Below are 22,244 nucleotides of genomic sequence, written 5' to 3'. Positions count from 1 at the left end.
GTTTTAGACCCTTTATTCATGTGGGAATACATTCCATAACTCAGGATTCTCAATTAAAGTCTGATACGAACTTGGCAAAGGTGTTGTCCATTTTGGTTGTAATGCATTAAATATTGGTTGTGGTTGGCCTGTTTGATAGCTCATGGACTGGTGAATAATCAGCTGTAGGGAGCTTGCTAGAGAGAAAAAGTCCACATTCCAGCCATGGCAGCGATGTATTGCATCGATAGGGGAGTTTGTATGGAGTGTGGCGAGAACAAGATGACCAGTCAAAGCGGCGTTTACAGCTAGATTCGCTGTTGTGGCATCACGAATTTCTCCGACCATAATGACATCAGGGTCTTGTCGCATAAATGACTTTAATAAATGCGGGGCGTCAAGCCCTATGTCTATATTCGGTTCACATTGGAAAGTTCCATCGGTTTTATATTCAACGGGGTCTTCTATGGTAAATATACTCTTATCTCCTTGGTTTAAGTTATCGAGACAGGAGTATAGAGTGGTGGTTTTTCCAGCTCCGGTTGCACCACAAACAAAAATAAGGCCACTTAGCTCATCTAGTTTGGAATGCAGAGTGTTTAAGAGAGCTTTGCTCATCCCTGTATCTTGAAGGGCTATTCTATTTCTGTCGGGCAATAATCGTAATGCTACTTTTTCACCTTTTACCGTCGCGATAATGCTAACTCGGATAAAAGTTTTACGGTTGGTTTCTTCAAGTAAAAACTGCCCTTCTTGTGTTCTCCTCGTTTCCGATAAATCTAGATTTGCGCGAATCTTAATGCGGTTTAGTAAGCTGGTATCGTGGGGGAACTCTAGCGTCTTATAAAGTGCTCCATTATGGCGTTGGAATACACGAATACTTGAGCTTGAATCCTCTATATGAATGTCTGTGACATGCTGATCTATTGCCTTGGAAATAATTTCTTCTAGCATCATGGTGATTCTCCCGCTTGGCACAGGGGAGGGAGTAGGTTGTCATTTAGGTCTGAAGTACATGTCCAATTTCTGTTTTCGTCTCGAGAATAGATAAAGTATTGTCCTTCTGTAACCCCTGTGCTTTCTGAGAGAATTAGTTTTAGATCACCAGTCGAGTCATTTTCATTTTCTACATTTATAGAACTGACAATAGAGTTATCCGCTAGGGATGCTTTGATGAGATTGAAATCCGCACCTGAAGGGAACTTACCATTTATGAGGATGAATTCTTCAATAATTGATTGGTGCTGTGTAGCAATGTTTTGTGCTTCTAATAGTTTGGCTTTAGCCACATAACGAATGAAAGAGGGCGTCGACAGTGTCGCTAAAATAGAAATAATGGCTATAACAACCATGAGTTCTAAGAGCGTAAATCCACGCATAGAGAAAGGTAGGCGAAGAGTATGCATCATATCATCCTTGAGTAATTTAGCCTTTGGCATCCTGCCTAAAGCGGTTTAAATAAGGTGTTTTATGAACTTGAGTTAGTTAATAGAACTAATAATTGTCATCGGCAAATTCATCTTCTAATTCTTGGGCGAGTTCTGCTGCTGTTTTTTCGTCTTGCTCTTTGATTCTACGGTCTTCTTCACGTAATTGATCGTAGCGTTGTGCTAACGCTTTTGCTTCTTCTGAAATGGTTACTATCAAATCACTTGAGGCTTTGGCGTTACGAGCATTCAAATCAGCTGTACTGGTATCATCATCTGATCGAGTGTCGAACTGGGTATGGCCTGGTGTTATCGGTGGCGTCATAGTGTGATTCGCAACTGCGATAGAGTGGGGTAAACTGCCAGACATAGTGATCTCCAACAAGTGAATATAGGTTAATACTAATTGGCATTTTAAGTTATGTCCAATACAGGTAAATAGCTATGCTCTGTATTGGACATATGGCGGCGTGTAAATTAAGCCTCAGCTTGTCCTGCTTGAATTGCTGTAATAGCGATTGTGTAGACAATGTCATCGACTAGGGCGCCACGCGATAGGTCATTAACAGGTTTGCGAATACCTTGTAGCATAGGGCCGATACTCACTACATCCGCACTTCTTTGAACCGCTTTATAAGTCGTATTACCTGTATTTAAATCAGGGAATATAAAGACAGTGGCTTTACCTGCTACCTTACTATTTGGCGCTTTTTGCTTGGCAACCTTTTCCATAATTGCGGCATCGTATTGCAATGGACCATCGATTAACAAGTCTGGTCGTAATGTTTGCGCAATACTCGTTGCTTCTCTTACTTTATCGACATCATTACCACTACCAGAGCCACCAGTACTGTAACTAATCATTGCGACTTTTGGTGTCACGCCAAAAGCGGCAGCAGAATCCGCACTTTGAATGGCAATTTCTGCAAGTTGCTCAGCGGTTGGATCAGGATTAATAGCACAATCACCATAAACCAGTACTTGATCTGGTAAGCACATAAAGAATACAGAAGAGACTAAGCTGGCATTGGGGGATGTTTTAATTAGCTGTAAAGCTGGGCGAATAGTGTTGGCGGTAGTATTGACGGCACCGGATACGAGTCCATCTACATCACCTACCTGCAACATCATTGTGCCTAGTACTACATTGTCAGCTAGTTGTTCTCTGGCAACAATGTCAGTCAAACCACGGGCTTTTCTTAGTTCAACCATTGGAGCAACGTACTCTTCTCGAATGGTCTTCGGGTCAAGAATTTCAACATTGTGATGAATTTCTATGCCATTATTTTGGGCTATTCGTTGAATTTCTTTTTTACTTCCTAGTAATGTACAGCGCGCAATACCTCGCTCTGCACAAATTGAGGCTGCTTGAATGGTTCTTGCTTCCTCACCCTCAGGAAGGATGATGCGTTTGTTGAGAGAGCGGGCTAACTCTATTAAGCGGAAACGGAATGCTGGTGGAGAAAGTTTTCTCTCCTCTTGGTTCATAGCAAATGAATTAATCCAATCATGATCAATACAGCGAGCAATATGCTCTTTGACCATTAGGATTCGTTCTTTGTCATCTAATGGAATCTCTTGGTTGAAAGACTGCATATTGATGACGGTTTCCCAGCTATTCGATTGTACCGATAAAACTGGTAGGCCTTTTGCCATGGCTTTGCCACACAAGCTCATTAGGGCATCACTTGGTTGGTAGTCACCTGTCACTACAAGGGCTGCAATTTTTATGTCGTTTAAAGCGGCAATTGCTGTTGCCATGATGACATCTGTTCTATCACCGGGAGTGAAAACCAAGACCCCTGGGCGTAAAGCTTCAAGTACATTTTCAACACCGCGGGCACATAATGTATAGGATTGTACGCGTCGGCTAGTTAGCTCCCCTTCATTAATAATTTTTGCACCAAGGAAATCGGCAACATCTTTTACTCGAGGGAAGGTGAGTTCATCCGAGGCTGGAATTTGACCAAGTAAGCTGAAATTTCGCTTGAATATACTTCTTTGGGCGAACAAATCACCGTAGGATTTTACGCCTAATGAGCCGGGGGTTGTTTTGTTTAAAATACAACCGATGACATCATTTGCTTTAATGCCACCGTAAGAGCCAGCTGCTATTTCAACATGATGCTCTAGCTCGTTAACTCGCATGTTATTAGGCGCAGTGACTAATACAAGGTCTGCGTCTAACGTTCGTGCAATGGCTTTATTTAAACGCGTTGCATAGGGGTGCCCTGAAATTTGAGCAAGTCCTTCAACAATAACGGTGGAATTGGGTTCTACGCTGGATTGAAAGCGCCCAACAATTTCTTCCATTAATTCATCAATGTTGTCGTTATATAGGTAGCGCTCAGCTTCATGTAGTGGAATAGGCTCGGCAGGAATGAGGGTCGAGCCTTGTGTAACCATTGCTGTTGATTTGTCTGGGCCTTCGTCACCCGGTTGCGGTTGAGCGATAGGCTTGAAAAAGCTTGCTTGTAAGCCTTGTTGTTCTAAGGCGCGTACAAGACCTACTGAGACGGATGTTAAGCCTACGCCTGGTCCCGTTGGGACCGTCATAAGTACATTAATCGGCATAAAATATCCTAAAATTTAGTCCATTGTTTAATTGTGAATTACGGCTTATCTTGAATTAAGTTAATAGTATCCAGTGCGATCATAAGCTCTTCGTTAGTTGGAATAATCCATACCTTGGTCTTATGTCCATTTGCACTTATTTCGAACACTTCGCCTCTGGGCGCTGTATCATTTAAAGTATTATCTATTTCTATATTGAACGCTTTTAGGTACTTGCAAATCGTGCTTCGAATATAAGATGAGTTTTCACCTATGCCACCAGTAAAGACTAGGTGATCAATACTATCAAGCGTTGTAGCTGCGCTAACTAAGTGCTTTGCTGTTCGAGAGGCAAACATATCGAGTGCTAATTTGGCTTTACTGTCTCCAGATGTCATAGCTTCTTCAAGCGTACGGCAATCATTAGATATTTCAGAAACGCCCAGCAAACCACTTTTCTTATTGAGGATAGAAAGCGCTTCTTCTGGTGATATGTTTTCTGCTTCGCTTATAAATGAGAGGAGACTTGGGTCTAAGCTACCAGAACGCGTTCCCATCATAAGGCCTTCTAGCGGAGTGATGCCCATACTGGTGTCAGACGCTTTACCGTTATTAATAGCGCACACACTAGCGCCATTGCCTAGGTGAGCTACAAGTACACCTTCATTTATACTTTCTTTGTATATTTCTGCTAAGTGTTTGCTGATATAACGGTAGCTGGTGCCATGGAAACCATATTTACGGAAATGGTGTTCGCGATATAGCGACATGGGTATTGGGTATAAGAACTGCTCTTTATCGAGTGTTTGATGGAAGGCCGTATCGAACACAGCGGCTTGAGGTAGACCAGGGAAGAGCTCAAAGGCAACTTCAATCCCTTTAGTGTGTGCCGGGTTATGCAGTGGTGCAAATCGTGCGCAATCTTTAATTCCATCTATGACAGCTTTATTTATTAGCACTGATTCTGAGAAAGTTTCTCCGCCATGAACAACTCGATGGCCAATACCGGCAAGCGATGCCTCAATTTGTGGTTGAGTAGAAAGCCATTCTTTAATCTGGTTTACGGCACTTTTATGGCTGCCATCACTCAGCGCAATCTCGGTTTTTGTTCCTTCAAACTTAAATGAAATGCTGCTTTCTGTGGATCCTAAACGGTCAGCAATACCTTCAACTAAAGTCTGTTGTCCGGCGTTAGCTAGTATGGCAAATTTTAATGATGAGCTGCCGCAATTGATAACTAAAATACTGTCTTTCATAATGACTTCCATTCTCATTTGTGGGCGCGTAGCGATAAGTCTACCGCTTGAATGTGTTTTGTCAAAGCGCCAATAGATATAAAATCAACGCCTGTATCGGCTACCTCTAGAAGCTGCTCTTTTGTCATATTTCCTGATGCTTCAAATTTTACTCTACCTTTAAAGGTTGTAACGGCTTTTGACATGTCAGCGTAGGTGAAATTATCTAGCATTATAATGTCTGCGCCTGCAGTAACGGCTTCTTCAACTTCGTCTAGATTCTCCGTCTCAATTTCAATTGTTTTGCCCGGTGCGATTTTTTTTGCCATGGCTATGGCATTTTGAATAGAGCCTGCAGCCATTATATGGTTCTCTTTAATTAGGAACGCATCGTAAAGCCCAATTCTATGATTTTTACCACCACCAACAGTAACCGCATATTTTTGCGCTAGCCTAAGTCCAGGCAGGGTTTTTCGAGTATCTAATATAGAGAGGTTAGTGTGAGCGACAACTTTGCTGTATTCGTTTGCAACTGTTGCTGTGTAGGATAATGTTTGAATGAAGTTTAAAGCCGTACGCTCACCGGTTAAAATGCTTCTTGCATTGCCTGAAAGAGTGACAAAAGGCTTATTTGCTTCTAGTAGGTCTCCATCATTTTGATGCCAAGTGATAGACACATTATTTCCCAACTGAAGAAATACTTCCTCAAGCCATGCTTGACCACAGAGAATGGCGGCTTCCCTACTAATGATACTTGCTGTGATGGTGTTATCTTCAGGAATTAATTGTGCAGTGATGTCCCCAGTGCCAACATCTTCTGTAAGTGCAAATTTAACTTGCGTCTGCATATGCTCAATTAGCTGACTATCTAAGTGGGTCATTTACTTTACCTAACTTCTTAATTTCAAAACTATAAAAAATGCATTGTAGCTTGATATTTCAGTCTCGTCAGTGGCGATTGTTTGGATTTGTTGATATGAATTGGCTTTGACTTCAAAAAAATAGCACCTAATACGTTTTTTTAGCTTTTTTATTATAAAAAAGCTTATATTTGTATGACTTATCACTTTGATTTTCTTTATGAATGTTAGTGGTTGCTTGCAAAACTTCTGTTTAATGCCGTCAAGTTGCAAGTGTAAAGCTGTTCTTGAGAGCTTTTTCATAGCCCATTCTAGAGTGAATAATTGCATTCTTAGGCTTGCTGGCTAGTCGAATTGTCCAATAGGTGATAGTCTTACGCTCAAATTAAAGGACTGACATGTAAAAGAAGGTTGGATTTTGCCTACATGAAGTCCTTAATTTGGTACAAAGTTTTGAGTTTTTGTGGGTCTTTAGTTTTACAGAAAAGGCGCATGAAAAATTAATGTTGAGCTTGTTGAACCAAGCTAAAATTTGGAAGCAAATCGACTGGTTAATAATCAGTGGTCGATGTAATGGATAAAATATAAAAATAAAAAGCATTTTCATTAGATATAAAGATAAAACGACACATAGTACACAGCGTGTTAATGTGTCGTTTTATCCTTAGATCGGCTGGGCTTTATGCGTTTCTGTAAAGCTCGATTGATTTGTTTAAGTAGCTTGCAAGTCACTAAATACAATTAGTGTTCTTGTTTGTTAAGTATCTGTTCTAATAGCGGGAGTTATTTACACGATGACTGAGCAGCATATACTCGAAGACATCGATCCAATTGAAACCAAAGAGTGGGTCGATGCGCTTGAGTCTGTCCTTCGAGAAGAAGGTCCTGATCGCGCACAATACATTTTAAATCGTTTGACGAATGAAGCTTCAAAAGCTGGTACGTCAATGCCGTCGTCCATCACGACACCATATCGGAATACAATATCTCCTGAAAATCAGAAGCCATTGCCGGGTGACGTATTCATGGAGCGTAAAATCCGTTCCATTATTCGTTGGAACGCATTGGCAATGGTAATGAAGGCAAACCGAGCTGATTCTACGCTTGGTGGTCACATTACAAGTTTTTCTTCAGCGGCAACGCTTTATGATATTGGTTTCAATCACTTCTTCCGCGGTAATAGCGATAAGCAAGAAGCTGATATGGTTTTCTTCCAAGGTCATATATCTCCTGGTATCTATGCTCGCTCTTACATTGAAGGGCGCCTAACAGATGAGCAATTAGATAATTTCCGTCGTGAAGTCGATGGTAAAGGTATTTCTTCTTACCCACACCCTTGGTTGATGCCGGATTACTGGCAGTTTCCAACAGTATCTATGGGTCTTGGGCCATTACAAGCTATTTACCAAGCACACGTAATGAGATACCAACATAACCGTGGTTTGATCGATCAAGGTGACCGTAAGGTTTGGGCTTTCTTAGGTGATGGTGAGTGTGATGAGCCAGAATCCTTAGGTGCTATCTCCCTTGCAGGTCGTGAAAAATTAGATAACTTAATCTTCGTTATCAACTGTAACCTTCAGCGTCTTGATGGCCCTGTTCGTGGTAACAGTAAAATTGTTCAAGAGCTTGAAGGTGTTTTCCGTGGCGCTGGCTGGAACGTTGTTAAGTGTCTATGGGGTCGTCATTGGGATCCATTATTCGAAAAAGACACTAAAGGTTTGCTTGTTAAGCGTATGAATGAAGTTTGCGATGGCGAACTACAGAACTACAAAGCAAATGGTGGCGCTTATACTCGTGAGCATTTCTTTGGTAAATACCCAGAGTTGCTAGAGATGGTTAAAGATATGACCGACGATGAGATCATGAATCTTAATCGCGGTGGTCATGACCCTCACAAAGTTTATGCAGCTTATGCAGAAGCGACTTCACATAAAGGTCAGCCTACTGTTGTCTTGGCACAAACCGTTAAAGGTTACGGCATGTTTAAGGCGGCTGAAGCGCAGAATACAGCTCACCAAACTAAGAAACTGGATGAAGAGTCTTTGGCTCAGTTCCGTGACAAGTTCGGTATTCCAATTAGTGATGAAGAGCTTAAAGATCTGCCTTACTACAAGCCAGCTGAAGATAGCCCTGAAATGCAATACTTGCGCGCACGTCGTAAAGAATTGAGTGGTGACTTCCCAGTTCGTCGTCGTGATTGTGAAGCGCTAGAAGTGCCTTCACTAGAAGCATTTAAAGCTCAAATCGCTGGTACGAAAGGCCGTGAAATTTCAACAACTATGGCATTTGTTCGTGCATTGAATGTTATGGTGAAAGACAAGAATATTGGCGAACGTGTTGTGCCAATTCTTGCCGATGAAGCTCGTACTTTCGGTATGGAAGGTATGTTCCGTCAGCTAGGTATCTACAGCTGTGAAGGACAACGTTACACGCCACATGACCACACTCAGGTTATGTACTACAAAGAATCACAAGACGGTCAGATCCTTCAAGAAGGTATCAATGAAGCCGGTGCATTCTCTTCTTGGTTAGCGTTAGCGACTTCTTACAGTAATAGTAATCTTCCAATGATTCCTGTTTACATCTACTACTCAATGTTTGGTTTCCAGCGTATTGGTGACTTGGCTTGGGCAGCAGGTGACTCTCAGGCTCGTGGTTTCCTATTGGGTGCAACAGCAGGTCGTACAACACTGAATGGTGAAGGCTTGCAGCACGAAGATGGTCACTCTCACATCTTGGCAGGTACTATCCCTAACTGTATCTCTTATGATCCTACTTACTCTTACGAAGTTGCTGTTATCGTTCAAGATGGCTTGCGTCGTATGTATAAAGAGAAAGAGAGTGTTTTCTATTACTTAACAGTAATGAATGAAAACTATGCTCATGAAGATATGCCTGAAGGCGTTGAAGATGGCATCATTAAAGGGATGTACAAGCTTAAGTCTCACGAGAAGAAAGCCAATAAGAAACAAGTTCAATTGCTTGGTTCTGGTGTAATTCTTCGTGAAGTGGAAGCAGCGGCTGAAATTCTTTATAAAGATTACGGTGTAAACTCTGATGTATGGAGTGTTACTTCTTTCAACGAATTGCGTCGTGAAGGTTTAGATGCAAGTCGTTGGAGTATGCTACACCCAGAAGAGGCGGCTCGCCCATCTTATGTTGAGACTTGCCTAGAAGGTAAAGGTCCAGTTATTGCGTCTACCGACCATATTAAATTGTTCGCAGATCAAATTCGTCCGTTCATCAAAGGTACATACAACGTACTAGGTACAGACGGCTTTGGACGCAGTGATACTCGTGCACAACTACGTCACTTCTTCGAAGTGAACCGTTACTGGGTGGTTGTTTCTGCCCTAAGCGCACTAGTACAAGACGGTGTAATTGAAGCATCTGTAGTAAGTGAAGCAATTGCGAAATTTGGCTTAGACCCAGAAAAAGCAAACCCTGTAACTTGCTAATTATCTGACAAGCTAGGTATCTAACTTGGAGGATAGCTCCAAGTTAGATGAGTTTTTAAGTTTGATGCGTCTAAAAGACAAAGGAGATTTCTGTGAGTACTGAAATCGTTCGAGTACCCGATATTGGTGGTGCGGCTGATGTTGAAGTTATTGAAATCAGTGTAAGTGTTGGCGATGTTATTGAAGTCGACCAATCAATTATAGTTCTGGAAACAGATAAAGCTTCTATGGATGTACCATCATCTGTAGCTGGTAAAGTGACGAGCATTTCTATTAAAGAAGGTGACTTGTTGTCTGAAGGTGATGAAATTCTTGTTGTTGAAGTTGAGGGTGCAACGGCATCTGCTCCAGAAGCAAAAGTAGAAGAGCCTGCTCCAGTGGCTACAGCACAAGCTGCAGTGGCAAGTGAAGAGAAAGTTACCGTTCCTGACATTGGTGGTGCTGAAGGCGTCGAAGTTATCGAAGTTTGCGTTGCTGAAGGTGACGATGTAGCGGAAGGTGATTCACTAATCGTTCTAGAAACTGATAAAGCTTCTATGGATATTCCTTCTCCAGCTTCTGGGAAAGTTGGGTCTATCACTATTAAAGTGGGAGACACTGTTTCTGAAGGTGCAGATATTCTAGTTCTATTGACTGAGTCCTCTGCAGCAGCTGAAGTATCAGCGCCTGTTGCGGCTCCAGCTCCTGCGGCACCTGTTTCAGGTGGTGTTGAAGTCGTCAATGTTCCTGATATTGGTGGCGCTGAAGGTGTTGAGGTTATTGAAGTTGCGGTTTCTGCTGGCGATAAAATCGCTGAAGGCGATTCTATTATCGTGCTTGAGACAGATAAAGCTTCAATGGAAATTCCAGCACCGAAAGCGGGTACTGTTAAATCTGTATCTATCAATGTAGGTGATTTAGTTTCTGAGGGTCATCCTGTACTAGAGCTTGAAGTTGAAGGTGTTGCTGCTCCTGCCGCTGCGCCAGTTTCGGCTCCTGCTCCAGCCGCTGCGGCACCTCAAACTGCTGCGCCAGCAAAAGCGTCAGCTCCTGCAGCTGTTGATACTTCTGCAGTATTGTCTGAACCTTCTAAGAAAGTTCATGCTGGCCCTGCTGTACGTATGTTGGCTCGTGAACTTGGTGTTGATCTAGCATTGGTTCGCCCAACTGGTCCTCGTAATCGTATTACGAAAGAAGACTTGCATGCCTACGTGAAAGCCGCTGTACAAAAAGCAGCTTCTGCCCCTGCGGCTGGTGCTGCATCAGGTGCTGGCTTACCGACTGTTCCAGACCAAGACTTTAGTAAGTTTGGTGAAGTTGAAGTTATTAAGCTAAGTAAGATCCAGCGTCTAACAGCTCAGAACATGGTTCGTAACTCTTTGGTTGTTCCTCAGGTTACTCAGTTCGATAAAGCGGATATCACAGACCTTGAAGGCTTCCGTAAAGGCTTGAAACCAGAAATGGAGAAGCAGGGTGTTAAATTAACTCCTCTTCCTTTCTTGATCAAAGCTGTAGCGCAAGCAATGGTTGCGAACCCAAGCTTCAATGTGTCTCTAATGGCTGATGGCGAAACTTATGTGCAAAAGAAATATGTACATATCGGTATCGCGGTAGATTCACCAGCTGGCTTAGTGGTTCCTGTATTGCGTGATGCAGATAAAAAATCTGTAGTTCAGATCGCGCAAGAAGCTAACGTGCTAATTAAGAAAGCGCTTGATAAGCAACTTAAGCCTGCGGATATGCAGGGTGGATGTTTCACTATTTCAAGCCTTGGTGCAATTGGCGGTACTGGTTTCACGCCAATCGTTAACTGCCCTGAAGTTGGTATTCTAGGTGTCTCTAAAGCTGACATTGAGCCACGTTGGAATGGTAAAGAGTTTGAGCCTCGCACTATGTTGCCTCTATGTCTATCATACGACCATAGGGCAATTAATGGTGGTGATGCAGGTCGCTTTATGACCTTCTTGAACTCTGTATTAAGTGACTTACGTCGCCTGACGCTTTGATCAATACTTAATCGTTAAAATAAAAGGCCGCATATTTATGCGGCCTTTTTTGTTGCCTGAATAAAGTGTCTTTTGGTTGTTGTAGTTAGTCATGCTGGTAGCTATTAAAAGTCGTTATTTTTAATGGGGAAGAGTAATAGGGATATTTGTAGGTTAGTTTTGGAGGAAGTAATAGGGTTTGGGGTGGAGGGGGAAAGCGCCTGAGAGCTCAGGCGCTGATTCATAGGATTATACTAAATTACCTACTGCTTGTTCTAATGCAGACTGACGGCTTTCACAGAAAGCATTGTGGGGAAGTCGCTTAAGCACCCCAAGCTTTTCTAGGCGCTCAGTTGTTTCACCATTTGGACTGTATATATAGACATTACATTTCGCATCTATGGCATCCTTGATGGCGTTTTCAAGGGCTAAGCTTATGGTTAGGTCCATCATAGGAACAGCACTCAAATCCAATACCACGGCTTTATAGTTGTGTATCTTATTGTGATGTTGGGCAATGGCTTTACTTGCCCCGAAAATCATCGGGCCTGATAGGTAAAATAATAGAACTTGGCCATCAGCTTTATCTAATAGCTCGGCTTCTTCTTCGGTAAGTAAGATGTCATCGTCAGCATCGCTGATGGCTTTTACGTCGCCAGATTGAAGCTGGCTGAGCTTTTCTATTGTTAGTATGTTTGCGATGAAAACACCGATTCCCACAGCCACCATTAGATCAACAAATACAGTCAAAGCCATAACGCCATACATTATGATAGTAGGAGAACGAGCGACCTTATGGGCGCGTTTTAAAAAGCTCCAATCAAGAATGTTTAGGCCTACATAGAGGGCAATACCAGCAAGAACGGCCATAGGTATAGGGCTAATGAGTTGAGAGGCCCCTAGTACTACAAACATCAGGATTAAGGCACGAGCAATGGCCGCTAACGGGGATTTGCCACCAGATTGGATGTTTACCACTGTCCCCATGGTAGCGCCTGCGCCGGGTAATCCGCCTAATATGCCAGATGTTAAGTTGGCAACACCTTGACCAATAAGCTCTCTGTTAGAGTCGTGTTCTTTGCGTGTTAGGTTGTCTGCAATAACCGCTGTTAATAGTGTATCGATACAGCCTAAGGTTCCTAGAACTAGGCCATCAATCACCATCTCCATAAAGACGCTAGCTTCAAAGTGCGGCCATTTAATTGAAGGCAAACCAGACGGTATTAGTCCAATGCGTCGAACGTCGGTTTCACTAAAAAGAATGATAGAAACAAGGGTGATGGCGACTAGTGCAACAAGTTGCGGTGGAACATATTTACGCCAGTGCTTTGGTAAGTAAAACAAAACGCCTAGAGTCAAAAGACCCAGAAATAATTCAGAGAAATGTAGGTTTAATAGTAAATGTGGGAGGGCGGTAATGGTTCCCATGACGCCGCCTGCTGGAGAGGGGTGGCCAAGGAATGGCGCAAGTTGTAGAACAATTAATATGATACCAATACCGGACATGAAGCCTGATATGACGCTATAAGGCATCAAGGTAATGTATTTCCCAAGCTTCAAGTAGCCAAGGGATATTTGAAAAAGGCCTGCTATCATGACGACGGTGAAGGCCATGGCAAGGCCATGATCTGGGTTGGCTGCCATCATGCTGGTTAAAACAGCCGTCATAATGACCGTCATTGGGCCAGTAGGCTCTGAGATTAAGCTTGTTGAGCCGCCAAATAAAGCAGCAAAAAAGCCAACAAGTATGGCGCCCCATAACCCGGCTTCAGCTCCTGCACCGGAGGCTACGCCGAAGGCTAAGGCGAGAGGGAGGGAGACGATAGCGGTAGTTGCCCCACCAAATAAATCACCCAGTAAATTCCAATCTTTAAATCGAGAGAAGTCAATGATCATTATGCTATATCCACTGCCTGATTTTTCTTCATATTAATGCATTGAAAGTCTTTGTGCTTCACTTATTAAAGAGCCCGCATCAGGCGGGCTCTTTATTCAGAATAAAACAAAAATTACAAGATATTAATTGTTTTCTGAATTTGCCTCTGGAGAAGCGTTATTCTCGCGAGCTAACCTAGGGTCGTTTTTGACTCGACCTGATGAGCTGCGTCGTTTCTCGCTGTTTACTTTACGCTTTTCAGCCAATTCCTGACGCATTTTCTCCTGTTGCGCTATGATAGCGGCAGGTAATTCAATAGGCGCTTTGTTTTCAGCTTTTGCTACTGGAGCCGCTGGTTTTCCACGGCCGCGGCGAGGTGTGCGGGCGGGACGAGCACTTTTGGTCTCTACCACAGGGGCTTCTTCACTTGCTGTTTCTGGTGAAGTCTCTTCTGTAGGAGCTTGTGCTACCTCTACTTCTGGTGTTTCAGTGCTAGCAACTTCAGCAACTTCAGCAACTTCAGCAACTTCAGCAACTTCAGCAACTTCAGCAACTTCAGCAACTTCAGCAACTTCAGCAACTTCAGCAACTTCAGCAACTTCAGCAACTTCAGCAACTTCAGTAATTGTTTCTACTGTTGGTTGGATAGTTTCTTCTTTAGCTTCAGTGGCCTCTGTTTGAGGAGCTTCAGTAATTTCTTCCTTGACTTCAATAGCCTCTGTCTGAGGTACTTCAGTAACCGTTTCCTGAGCTTCAGCAGCTTCCACTTTTGGTGCTTCAGTATTGGCGGTCTCAGCCTTAGGCGCTTCGATGTTAGTCGAATCAATATTTACCGCTTCTGTTTTAGCTTCCACAGTTTCTGTTACTTGAGCTTCTACAGTAGATGGCTGTTGCACTTCAGTCGTTGCTACATTTTCTTGTTGAGCTTGAGTGCTTGCATCTTCTTTTGGTCGACGAGAGCGACGAGAACGACGAGACTTGCGCTGTGGCTCGTCCTTATTGTCCTTAATGTCTGATTGCGCATTTTGCTCAGCGGCTAATTGAGCAGATGTTTCTTGCTCTAACTGGTTGGCTGCTTCTAACGCTTCATCTTTTAATTTACCGCTGCGACGACGGTTATTGTTACGTTCACGCTTACGTTCTTTAACTTCAGGAACCACTTTTTGTGCCTGACGAGAAGTGCCAGTTGTTTCTTGTGGCTCTTGCTTGTTGTCACGGTTAGTATTTCGGCTACCTTTAGCTTCCGCTTTTTCACGACGAGTTTTGCGTGTCGAGCGTTCAGTTTGGTTGTTCAGCTTCTCGTCACGCTCTGTGCTCTGATGCTTAACATTGCGCTTGTTGTTGCGGTTGCCTGTTTTTTTAGTAGGTCTATTCGCTTCTGGCTTTTTGCTAGAGGCTTTAGAATTGGAGCTACGAGAAGTTTTGGTTTGAGTTTGCGCTTGGTTATCACCAAACAATGCTCTCATGATGCGAGAGAGTAAACCAGGCTTATTCGCTTTCGTTACTGCTTTCGGCTTAGCTACTGGCTCAACGTGCTCAGGAGCTGGAGACTTAGGAGCAATGCTTGTGACTGCTGCTTGAGGGCGAACATCTTCAGTAACTTGGCGAGGCACATAAGGTGCTTGCTCTGGAGTTTCAACTAAGGTGTAGCTGTTTTCATTTTGAGTGATAACAGAATTATCATCGCGAATACGCTCCACTTCAAAGTGCGGTGTTTCCATATGTGGGTTAGGCACTAGAATAATGTGAACGTCGTTGCGTTTTTCAACTTTTGCTATGTTGGTACGCTTCTCATTAAGCAGGAAGGTAGCAACAGAAACAGGTAAGACAGCGCGAATCTGAGCAGTGCGCTCTTTTGCGCATTCTTCTTCAATTAGGCGCAATACGGATAGGCCTAAAGATTCTACGTCACGAATGAAGCCTTGGCCGGTACAGCGAGGGCAAACAATACCACTGGTTTCACCTAGAGAAGGGCGTAAACGCTGGCGTGACATTTCTAATAAACCAAAGCGAGAAATGCGACCAACTTGAATGCGAGCGCGGTCAGCGGCAAGCGCATTCTTCATGCGATTCTCAACTTCTTTCTGATTACGAATTGGTGTCATATCGATAAAGTCGATGACCACTAATCCGCCAATATCACGAAGACGAAGTTGGCGAGAAATTTCATCCGCGGCTTCTAAGTTAGTGCGCAGTGCGGTTTCTTCGATGTCTCCGCCTTTCGTTGCACGAGCCGAGTTGATATCGATTGAAACCAATGCTTCTGTTGGGTCAATAACAATTGAACCACCAGAAGGTAAACGTACTTCACGTTGGAAAGCGGTTTCAATTTGCGTTTCAATTTGGAAACGATTGAATAGGGGAGTTGTGTCCGTGTACATCTTAATGCGAGATTTGAAATGCGGCATTACCTGCATAACAAAGTTGATGGCATCTTGGTAAGCGCCTTTTTCGTCGATCAGTACTTCGCCAATGTCTTCGCGTAGGTAATCACGAATGGCACGGATAACAATGTTGCTTTCTTGGTAAATCAAGAAAGGAGCTGGCTTCTCAGAAGCCGCTTTAGTGATTGAGTTCCAAAGTGTATCTAGGTAATCCAAATCCCATTGCAGTTCTTCAGTAGAACGACCAACACCTGCCGTACGAACAATAAGTCCGCCATTTTCAGGTGTCTTTAACCCTGACATAGCTTCTTTCAGATTGCTTCTGTCGTCGCCATCGATACGACGAGAAATGCCGCCTGCACGAGGGTTATTTGGCATCAAAACTAGGTAGCGGCCCGCTAGACTAACAAAAGTCGTTAGCGCTGCACCTTTATTACCACGCTCTTCTTTATCAACCTGAACAATAACTTCTTGGCCTTCGCTTAAAACATCTTTGATGTTAATGCGGCCTTCGTTGTTGGACTTTTTGGAAAAGTAAGTTTTGGAAATTTCTTTAAGAGGGAGGAAACCATGGCGTTCTGCGCCAAAATCAACAAAGGCAGCTTCTAAGCTTGGCTCTATACGAGTAATACGGCCTTTATAAATATTGGATTTTTTCTGTTCGCGAGAACCGGATTCGATATCAAGATCGTACAAGCGCTGGCCATCTACGAGGGCAACGCGCAACTCTTCTTGTTGAGTTGCGTTAATAAGCATTCTAATCATTATATGTGTGAACTCTGTTAGCTGATGCGAAGAGTCACGGCGGTGGTAGGGTAACCATTAATAAATTTGACTTAAAATTAGAGCAAAATATTCAGTTTTATTGATCAGCTTGGGGAGCGATTGTTTATTGTGTTTAAACGATATCATTCAACAACTGTCGTAATTTCTACTAAATAGCCTCTTTAATCTGTCTCGTTCTTTTTTGCTTTTGTTATTGCACAACGCATACCTGCGAGGTCGAGCAACTTAATGAGAATTCCTTCCACTGACGCGGGTGTTTTCGAATCATGCGGTTTAATTATTTAAGATTAACTGTTGCAGAGGTAAGATAGGGCCAAAGTGTCGCTTTGGTAGGTTTCATTCATTCTAATTTCTTATCTTCGAGGTGTTTTGTTACCTCTTACCCTGTGCGAATGCTAATATAGCAGCAAAATCTAAGTGCTTCAATTATAAAGGAAACCAATCTTTGCTTAACTCGGACTCAGAACAGAATTTAACGCCTCGCCCGGCCGTCCGTTACGTCACCATAGACGAAAATAATGATGGTCAGCGTATAGATAACTTTTTAGTGACCTTCTTAAAAGGTGTACCTAAAGGGAAAATCTATAACTTGCTCCGAAAAGGGGAAATCCGAGTTAATAAAAAGCGCACCAAGCCTGACTATCGCCTGCAAAGTGAAGACATTGTAAGGATTGCGCCTATTGTCATTACACCGCCTTCTGATAAGCCGACTCTGCCAGAAAAACTTAAAAACGACATAGAATCTCGTATTATTTATGAAGATAAAGGCCTGATTGTGGTCAATAAGCCTTCGGGTTTAGCGGTACATGGAGGAAGTGGGTTAAGTTTTGGCTTGGTAGAAGTTATTCGCCAAATGAGACCGCAAGAAAAATTCACTGAGCTTGTTCATCGACTTGATAGGGATACATCAGGTCTTATCATGATTGCTAAGAAGAGATCCGTGTTAAAAAAGCTCCATACGGCTTTGCGTGAAAAGGAAGGTGTACAAAAAACCTACCTTGCTCTGGTATATGGCAGTTGGCCAAAGCGTAAACTGCAAGTAAACGCACCTTTATTGAAGAACGAATTGAAATCTGGCGAGCGTGTTGTAAAAGTGCATACGGATGGCAAAGAAAGCCTGACCCGATTTAAGCTTGTGCGCCAGTTTGAAGGTTACAGTTTAGTTGAATGTGAACCGGTAACAGGTCGAACCCATCAAATACGTGTCCACACTCTCCATGCGGGTTACCCTATTGTTGGGGATGATAAATACTCGCCAGCTGAATTGTTAAAAGAAACCAAAGCGTTGGGCTTTAAGCGTTTGTGTCTACATGCGACACGCTTAGAGATAATGCTAGATGGTGAAAAGAAAGTATTTGAAGCGCCGCTAGAAAAAGAATGGCAACGACTCATGAATGACGTACTGGTATCGCCTTTCTAATATTATGCATGACTATACCCAACAAACGGTTTCCTTTGTCACGATTCGTCGCCAATTCGACTTTCGTGGTATAGAAATGGGGCGTTGGGTCACAGAGGAAGAAAGAGATAGGGCGGCCATTCAATTTAATTTGGCCTTGCATGATTTAATGGCCATTTTGCAAGGGCCTGAAATATTGGTTTCCTTACGAGGCACCCTAGGTTTGCAATTTGGTAAGGGTGGGCAAAAAGGGGTTGCTGCCCACTATACACCCGCAACACGGCAGTTAGCTTTAGCCAAAAATGCTGGGGCAGGCAGTCTAGCCCATGAATGGTTCCATGCTTTTGACCATTATATGGGCGATAAAATGTTTCACTTCGCACCATCCACCAGTTTTGCGTCCAGTAATTGGCTTAAAGAGCCAGACTCGAGCAATATCAAACCTCACCCATTAAATAACTTATTATCAGAGTGCTTCAAAGCAATTTTATTAAGCCCAGATGGTAATGATACGAGTGACTTATTTAAGGCCTCACTAGTGGCCGATAAAACCCACAATATTTTCTACTACGCCAAACCAGAAGAAATCTGCGCCCGTGCGTTTGAGGCTTTTGTGGAAGATGCTAACCCAGCGAGTCGCTTTTTAGTTAAAGGTAGCAAGTATTCAGAAGAAGCCAAAGCGGGTCTGTATCCGCAGGGACAGCAGAGGGTGTTTATAGGGGAAGCGTTTAGAGAATATTTTTATTCTTTGGGCTACGCATTATCTAGAGTTGGTTAATACGACTTAATCATTAGCGACATTAGATTGATATGTGCTGAAACAAAAAAGCCTCAAGCTAAACAGCTGAGGCTTTTTTGTTTCAGCGTCAATGTTACTTAACAGTGAAGTAGTTTACGTTTTTCTTCAGTTTATTCGCTAACTCCTCAAGAGCGAGCGTTTCTGCTGTATTACTTTGTAAGAACTCACTGGTTTCTTCAGACATGCTTGCTACATCTTCAATGCCTTTACTGATCTCCAACACCATATCAACTTGTGATGTTGTTGCTTCAACCACTTCAAGCGTTTTCCCTAATGAATCATTCGATTGTTTCTGAATATCGCTCAGTACCCCGTTGGCTTCTTGGGCTAAACTCAAACCATTTTCAACCTGTGGCACTGTCGTTTCCATTGCCGCAACGGAAGCTTGGGTGTCGTCTTGAACTTGACTAATCATGGTTTCAATATCACTGGTTGCTTCGCTGGTGCGTTGAGCTAGTTGTCTTACTTCATCGGCCACAACGGCAAAACCACGTCCAGATTCACCTGCTCTTGCGGCTTCAATGGCAGCGTTTAGTGCTAACAAGTTTGTTTGTTCTGAAATACTGCGAATCACATTAATGATCTCGCCTATGTCTCCAGTTCTTTTCTGTAGAACATTCACCTGCTCGACGGTAGCGCTAACAGTGTCAGAGATCTTTTGTATTTCATTCGCTACTTTTTGAATGGCGTCACGGCCTTGCTTTGATAGTTTAACGGTGAGGTTGGAGTTTTCCTCTGTCTGGCGAACCGTATTCGCTATGGTGTTAATGCTTTGGTTCATTTCACCTAAACCTTGTACGGCAATGCTAGATACTTCAGCTTGCTTCTTAGCAGCAACAAGTGCTTGTTTTGTGCCAGTTGCCACGAACTCTGAGCGATTTAATACTTCATCTGATGTGTGGATGATGTCGTTCACGATATGCACAAGTTGACTTTGCATAACCTGAACGGATGACATCATGCTATCAGGGCAGCAAGAGGTTACTTCTTGAGTTAGATTACCTTGGGAAATATTGGCAATGACTTTAGCTGCTTCTTGAGGCTCGCCACCAACAGAGTTACGAATGCGACGACTAATGACGAAAGCAACACTTGCACCAATAACAATTGCGATCAGGGTTAAAGAAACCATCCAGCCTTGAAATGAGCTTGTTACCATTCTTGTTTCAGCTGTCGCTTGCTGGGTAGTTGCTTCTTCTAAGTTGATAAACTCATTAATAGCGCCTAGCCAATTTGTGAAAGCAGGCTTGGCATCATTTAATAAAAGATTCAGTGCTTCTTCTTTATTGCCGTTTTGGTTTATCTCTATGATTTTTTGAACAATAGGGAGGGTGCTACTCTCAATGGATTGAATTTTTGAATACAGGCGCTTTTCTTCAGAAGTTAGTTTAATACTATTCATAGAGTTAGCGGCTTGCTTATAGAAATCAGCTAATTTGTTGATTTCGGAAATACTGGCATTCACCTCTGAACTATTTCTTGCTAATACCACGTCACGAACGGCTATGGCTCTGTCATGTACACTGCCACGGAAGTTAATGGCATAGCGTTGTTTCACTGCGTTTACATCTGTCATCTGTGTAATCGCAGAGTCAATGAAGTTTACACGGTGAATGCCTATCGAAGTAAGAACAATCATCATACTCAATATGATGGAAAAGCCCACGATCAGTCTGGTATTAATGGTCATTTTTATACCTATTTTATTTATAGGGAAGATTTAGATTGGAAAAGCTGGATGTTATTACCATGTTATTGGAAAGCGTTAATACAGCAAGCTTTAAAGCTGCTGCAATTCTAGCAAAATTTAGAACTAAAGCTCCCCTTTTAGAAGTTTTCTTAAAAACTAATATTTACTCGTAGGGAATGAGGAGCAGGAAGAGGGGGCAACTGTTGCTAGCTCCGCTAGAGTTTTGAGGCTGTAAAGCATTTTTCCGCCCTGCTGGGCGGGTTACTTTTTGTAAGCGCCCAAAACTTTCCTTGAATTAGATAGGCAAAAATTCGCAGGGTCAGAATCTTAACGCCTTGTTTTCTTATTTAATCTATATATTTTCTACGCGGCCTTTTACTTAAGGTGTTTAGTTTTTCACTGATGGTTTTATATTGTTTCAAACACGGCAACCCAAGCATCGAGCTGTCGTCAATCAGGATTGCATCGAATGTTTTTAGTTGGAATAAGTTGTTGTCAGAGCTTTGGGCAAGAGCTATTTTTTGGATTGGCTATAGAAGTCTCTGGTTGTAAAGCATCTTTCCGCCCTGCTGGGCGGGTAACTTTTTGCAAACGCCCAAAAAGTAACCAAAAATTCGCTGGGTCAGAATCTTAACGCCTCGTTTTCTTATTCAATCTATATATTTCCTACGCGGTCTTTTACGTAAGGTGTTTAGTTTATTGTTGGTAGTTTTATGTTGTTTCAAACACGGTAGCCCAAACATCGAGCTGTCGTGCAATCAGGATTGCATCGAATGTTTTTCGTAGCTGGAATAGGTTTTGCTTAGGGTTATGGAATGTGTGATGCTATATATCGGTTAGAGTTTATTTAGCCACTATTATTAATTCAAGTGAACAGCCTTACTGTTCGGTGGTCTTTTTAAAAGTACTTTAATATTGACAAATAATAGAGCTCGAAGAAAAAAGCATGGGTATACATATAGGTAAATGGTTATGTATGGAGAAAATGACTTTAGTAGAGATGTTGTTGAGAAGTTTGGAAGCGACATTGCTGAGTTAGGTGAAGAGTCTGGAATGCTACACACCCAAATGGGCATTTTGGCTGATGCGATAAGGTGCAATATCCCGTGCAAAAATGAAATACTTAATTTTATTGAGAGCCTTCTATCGAAAAATGACGTTATTCTAGAAATTGAAAACGCTGTTGCTATTTCATTTTTAGAATTAAATGAGCTCTCAGATTTAAAGTTACAACAAAATATGCCTATCAAACTGCATAGATTACTAAAAGAGCAACACTTTAGATGGCTAAATATTCAAAACACATAATTATCGTAGACATACGGAGAGGCTTTCCGTTGCGGGTCAACTTTGCCCATGTCCAGAGTGTTATGAAATAGGTGGTTTAATTGAAATTATCTGAGTTATTTGACCTTAGGGAAAAAGTTGAGACTAGAGTAAATCAGTATTGGACTTATTGGTCTGTATCAATTTTTGCTGTTTGTGGTTGGATATTTACAGGTACGGCACAAGATAGTTTAAATAAAGAGACTGCTCCTCTCATTGCTACAGGTTTGTTGGTATTTTTTATTTCGAACTTAGTTGTACTTAAAAATGCAACTGAATTTGTCATGTCGGTTGAGAGTGAAATTGCGCTTCGAAGCACTGAGAGCGAGTTTAAATCAGAACAATTTAAGCGAATACTATTAAAAAGAGATACAAAACTCAGACTCTTACTAACAATTTTCCTTCATTTAGTTGTTGACCTGGTTCTACTTTGTGCAGTTTTTATCTCAGGGTTTAGTTAAAGCTATTATATCTCGATAAGCGAACGAATTGGTTTGGGTGTTAT

The 22,244-nt window shown here is 42.4% G+C and carries 15 protein-coding genes; 6 read left to right on the top strand and 9 right to left on the bottom strand.

Annotated elements, in window-relative coordinates:
• Window positions 1-12: 12 nt before the first annotated feature.
• The 6 genes from OFY17_RS08365 to nadC form a co-directional block, all read right to left on the bottom strand.
• The gene (locus OFY17_RS08365; RefSeq protein WP_263530271.1) at window positions 13-936 is read right to left on the bottom strand and encodes a GspE/PulE family protein; all 924 of its coding nucleotides are present in this window, start codon (window positions 934-936) and stop codon (window positions 13-15) included.
• Window positions 933-1,388 (bottom strand): pilin, encoded by a 456-nt coding sequence (locus tag OFY17_RS08360; RefSeq protein ID WP_263530270.1) that lies wholly within the window; start codon window positions 1,386-1,388, stop codon window positions 933-935. The genes OFY17_RS08365 and OFY17_RS08360 overlap by 4 nt, the downstream gene beginning before the upstream one ends.
• Window positions 1,389-1,473: 85 nt before the next feature.
• Complete coding sequence (locus tag OFY17_RS08355; RefSeq protein WP_263530269.1) at window positions 1,474-1,776, bottom strand: hypothetical protein; 303 nt, start codon at window positions 1,774-1,776, stop codon at window positions 1,474-1,476.
• A 107-nt stretch (window positions 1,777-1,883) separates the two neighbouring features.
• Entirely contained in the window at window positions 1,884-3,980 is a 2,097-nt protein-coding gene (gene pta, locus OFY17_RS08350) for a phosphate acetyltransferase (RefSeq protein WP_263530268.1), read from the bottom strand.
• A gap of 38 nt (window positions 3,981-4,018) precedes the next feature.
• Complete coding sequence (locus OFY17_RS08345; protein WP_263530267.1) at window positions 4,019-5,215, bottom strand: acetate/propionate family kinase; 1,197 nt, start codon at window positions 5,213-5,215, stop codon at window positions 4,019-4,021.
• 14 nt (window positions 5,216-5,229) lie between these two features.
• Window positions 5,230-6,075: a carboxylating nicotinate-nucleotide diphosphorylase gene (gene nadC / locus OFY17_RS08340; RefSeq protein WP_263530266.1), complete on the bottom strand. Its 846-nt coding sequence runs from the start codon at window positions 6,073-6,075 to the stop codon at window positions 5,230-5,232.
• A 773-nt stretch (window positions 6,076-6,848) separates the two neighbouring features.
• Between nadC and aceE the strand changes: the two genes are divergently transcribed.
• Both aceE and aceF read left to right on the top strand, forming a co-directional pair.
• Window positions 6,849-9,515, top strand: a complete 2,667-nt coding sequence (gene aceE, locus OFY17_RS08335) for a pyruvate dehydrogenase (acetyl-transferring), homodimeric type (RefSeq protein WP_263530265.1) — start codon at window positions 6,849-6,851, stop codon at window positions 9,513-9,515.
• Window positions 9,516-9,607: 92 nt separating this feature from the next.
• Window positions 9,608-11,500: a dihydrolipoyllysine-residue acetyltransferase gene (aceF, locus tag OFY17_RS08330; RefSeq protein WP_263530264.1), complete on the top strand. Its 1,893-nt coding sequence runs from the start codon at window positions 9,608-9,610 to the stop codon at window positions 11,498-11,500.
• Window positions 11,501-11,728: 228 nt separating this feature from the next.
• Here the strand turns inward: aceF and OFY17_RS08325 are convergent, their stop codons facing one another.
• Both OFY17_RS08325 and rne read right to left on the bottom strand, forming a co-directional pair.
• Entirely contained in the window at window positions 11,729-13,375 is a 1,647-nt protein-coding gene (locus tag OFY17_RS08325) for a SulP family inorganic anion transporter (RefSeq protein ID WP_263530263.1), read from the bottom strand.
• Between the two features lie 123 nt (window positions 13,376-13,498).
• A complete protein-coding gene (rne, locus tag OFY17_RS08320) occupies window positions 13,499-16,504 on the bottom strand; it encodes a ribonuclease E (protein WP_407659399.1) in 3,006 nt (1,001 codons plus the stop codon).
• A gap of 466 nt (window positions 16,505-16,970) precedes the next feature.
• Here rne and OFY17_RS08315 point away from each other — a divergent pair, with 466 nt between their 5' ends.
• Together OFY17_RS08315 and OFY17_RS08310 are read left to right on the top strand one after the other, a co-directional pair.
• Window positions 16,971-17,945, top strand: a complete 975-nt coding sequence (locus OFY17_RS08315) for an RluA family pseudouridine synthase (RefSeq protein ID WP_263530261.1) — start codon at window positions 16,971-16,973, stop codon at window positions 17,943-17,945.
• Window positions 17,920-18,702 (top strand): CLCA_X family protein, encoded by a 783-nt coding sequence (locus OFY17_RS08310; protein ID WP_263530260.1) that lies wholly within the window; start codon window positions 17,920-17,922, stop codon window positions 18,700-18,702. The genes OFY17_RS08315 and OFY17_RS08310 overlap by 26 nt, the downstream gene beginning before the upstream one ends.
• Before the next feature lie 94 nt (window positions 18,703-18,796).
• On the opposite strand, the gene OFY17_RS08305 is transcribed toward OFY17_RS08310, so the two are convergent.
• Window positions 18,797-20,413, bottom strand: coding sequence for a methyl-accepting chemotaxis protein (locus OFY17_RS08305; RefSeq protein WP_263530259.1), 1,617 nt, complete (start codon window positions 20,411-20,413; stop codon window positions 18,797-18,799).
• Window positions 20,414-21,385: 972 nt separating this feature from the next.
• On the opposite strand from OFY17_RS08305, the gene OFY17_RS08300 reads away from it, so the two are divergent.
• Complete coding sequence (locus OFY17_RS08300; RefSeq protein WP_263530258.1) at window positions 21,386-21,721, top strand: hypothetical protein; 336 nt, start codon at window positions 21,386-21,388, stop codon at window positions 21,719-21,721.
• A gap of 80 nt (window positions 21,722-21,801) precedes the next feature.
• Window positions 21,802-22,200: a hypothetical protein gene (locus OFY17_RS08295; RefSeq protein ID WP_263530257.1), complete on the top strand. Its 399-nt coding sequence runs from the start codon at window positions 21,802-21,804 to the stop codon at window positions 22,198-22,200.
• Window positions 22,201-22,244 lie beyond the last annotated feature (44 nt).

It is taken from the genome of Marinomonas sargassi, assembly GCF_025716875.1.
Taxonomy (GTDB): Bacteria; Pseudomonadota; Gammaproteobacteria; order Pseudomonadales; family Marinomonadaceae; genus Marinomonas; species Marinomonas sargassi.
The sequence above is the reverse complement of the archived record's forward strand: the minus strand, read 5'-3'. Positions and strand labels throughout refer to the sequence as shown.

Excerpts from the sequence above, each read along its gene's own strand:
- OFY17_RS08365 (WP_263530271.1), bottom strand. The coding sequence starts at position 936 with ATGATGCTAGAAGAAATTATTTCCAAGGCAATAGATCAGCATGTCACA.
- OFY17_RS08360 (WP_263530270.1), bottom strand. The coding sequence starts at position 1,388 with ATGATGCATACTCTTCGCCTACCTTTCTCTATGCGTGGATTTACGCTC.
- OFY17_RS08355 (WP_263530269.1), bottom strand. The coding sequence starts at position 1,776 with ATGTCTGGCAGTTTACCCCACTCTATCGCAGTTGCGAATCACACTATG.
- pta (WP_263530268.1), bottom strand. The coding sequence starts at position 3,980 with ATGCCGATTAATGTACTTATGACGGTCCCAACGGGACCAGGCGTAGGC.
- OFY17_RS08345 (WP_263530267.1), bottom strand. The coding sequence starts at position 5,215 with ATGAAAGACAGTATTTTAGTTATCAATTGCGGCAGCTCATCATTAAAA.
- nadC (WP_263530266.1), bottom strand. The coding sequence starts at position 6,075 with ATGACCCACTTAGATAGTCAGCTAATTGAGCATATGCAGACGCAAGTT.
- aceE (WP_263530265.1), top strand. The coding sequence starts at position 6,849 with ATGACTGAGCAGCATATACTCGAAGACATCGATCCAATTGAAACCAAA.
- OFY17_RS08325 (WP_263530263.1), bottom strand. The coding sequence starts at position 13,375 with ATGATCATTGACTTCTCTCGATTTAAAGATTGGAATTTACTGGGTGAT.
- rne (WP_407659399.1), bottom strand. The coding sequence starts at position 16,504 with ATGATTAGAATGCTTATTAACGCAACTCAACAAGAAGAGTTGCGCGTT.
- OFY17_RS08310 (WP_263530260.1), top strand. The coding sequence starts at position 17,920 with ATGACGTACTGGTATCGCCTTTCTAATATTATGCATGACTATACCCAA.
- OFY17_RS08305 (WP_263530259.1), bottom strand. The coding sequence starts at position 20,413 with ATGACCATTAATACCAGACTGATCGTGGGCTTTTCCATCATATTGAGT.
- OFY17_RS08300 (WP_263530258.1), top strand. The coding sequence starts at position 21,386 with ATGTATGGAGAAAATGACTTTAGTAGAGATGTTGTTGAGAAGTTTGGA.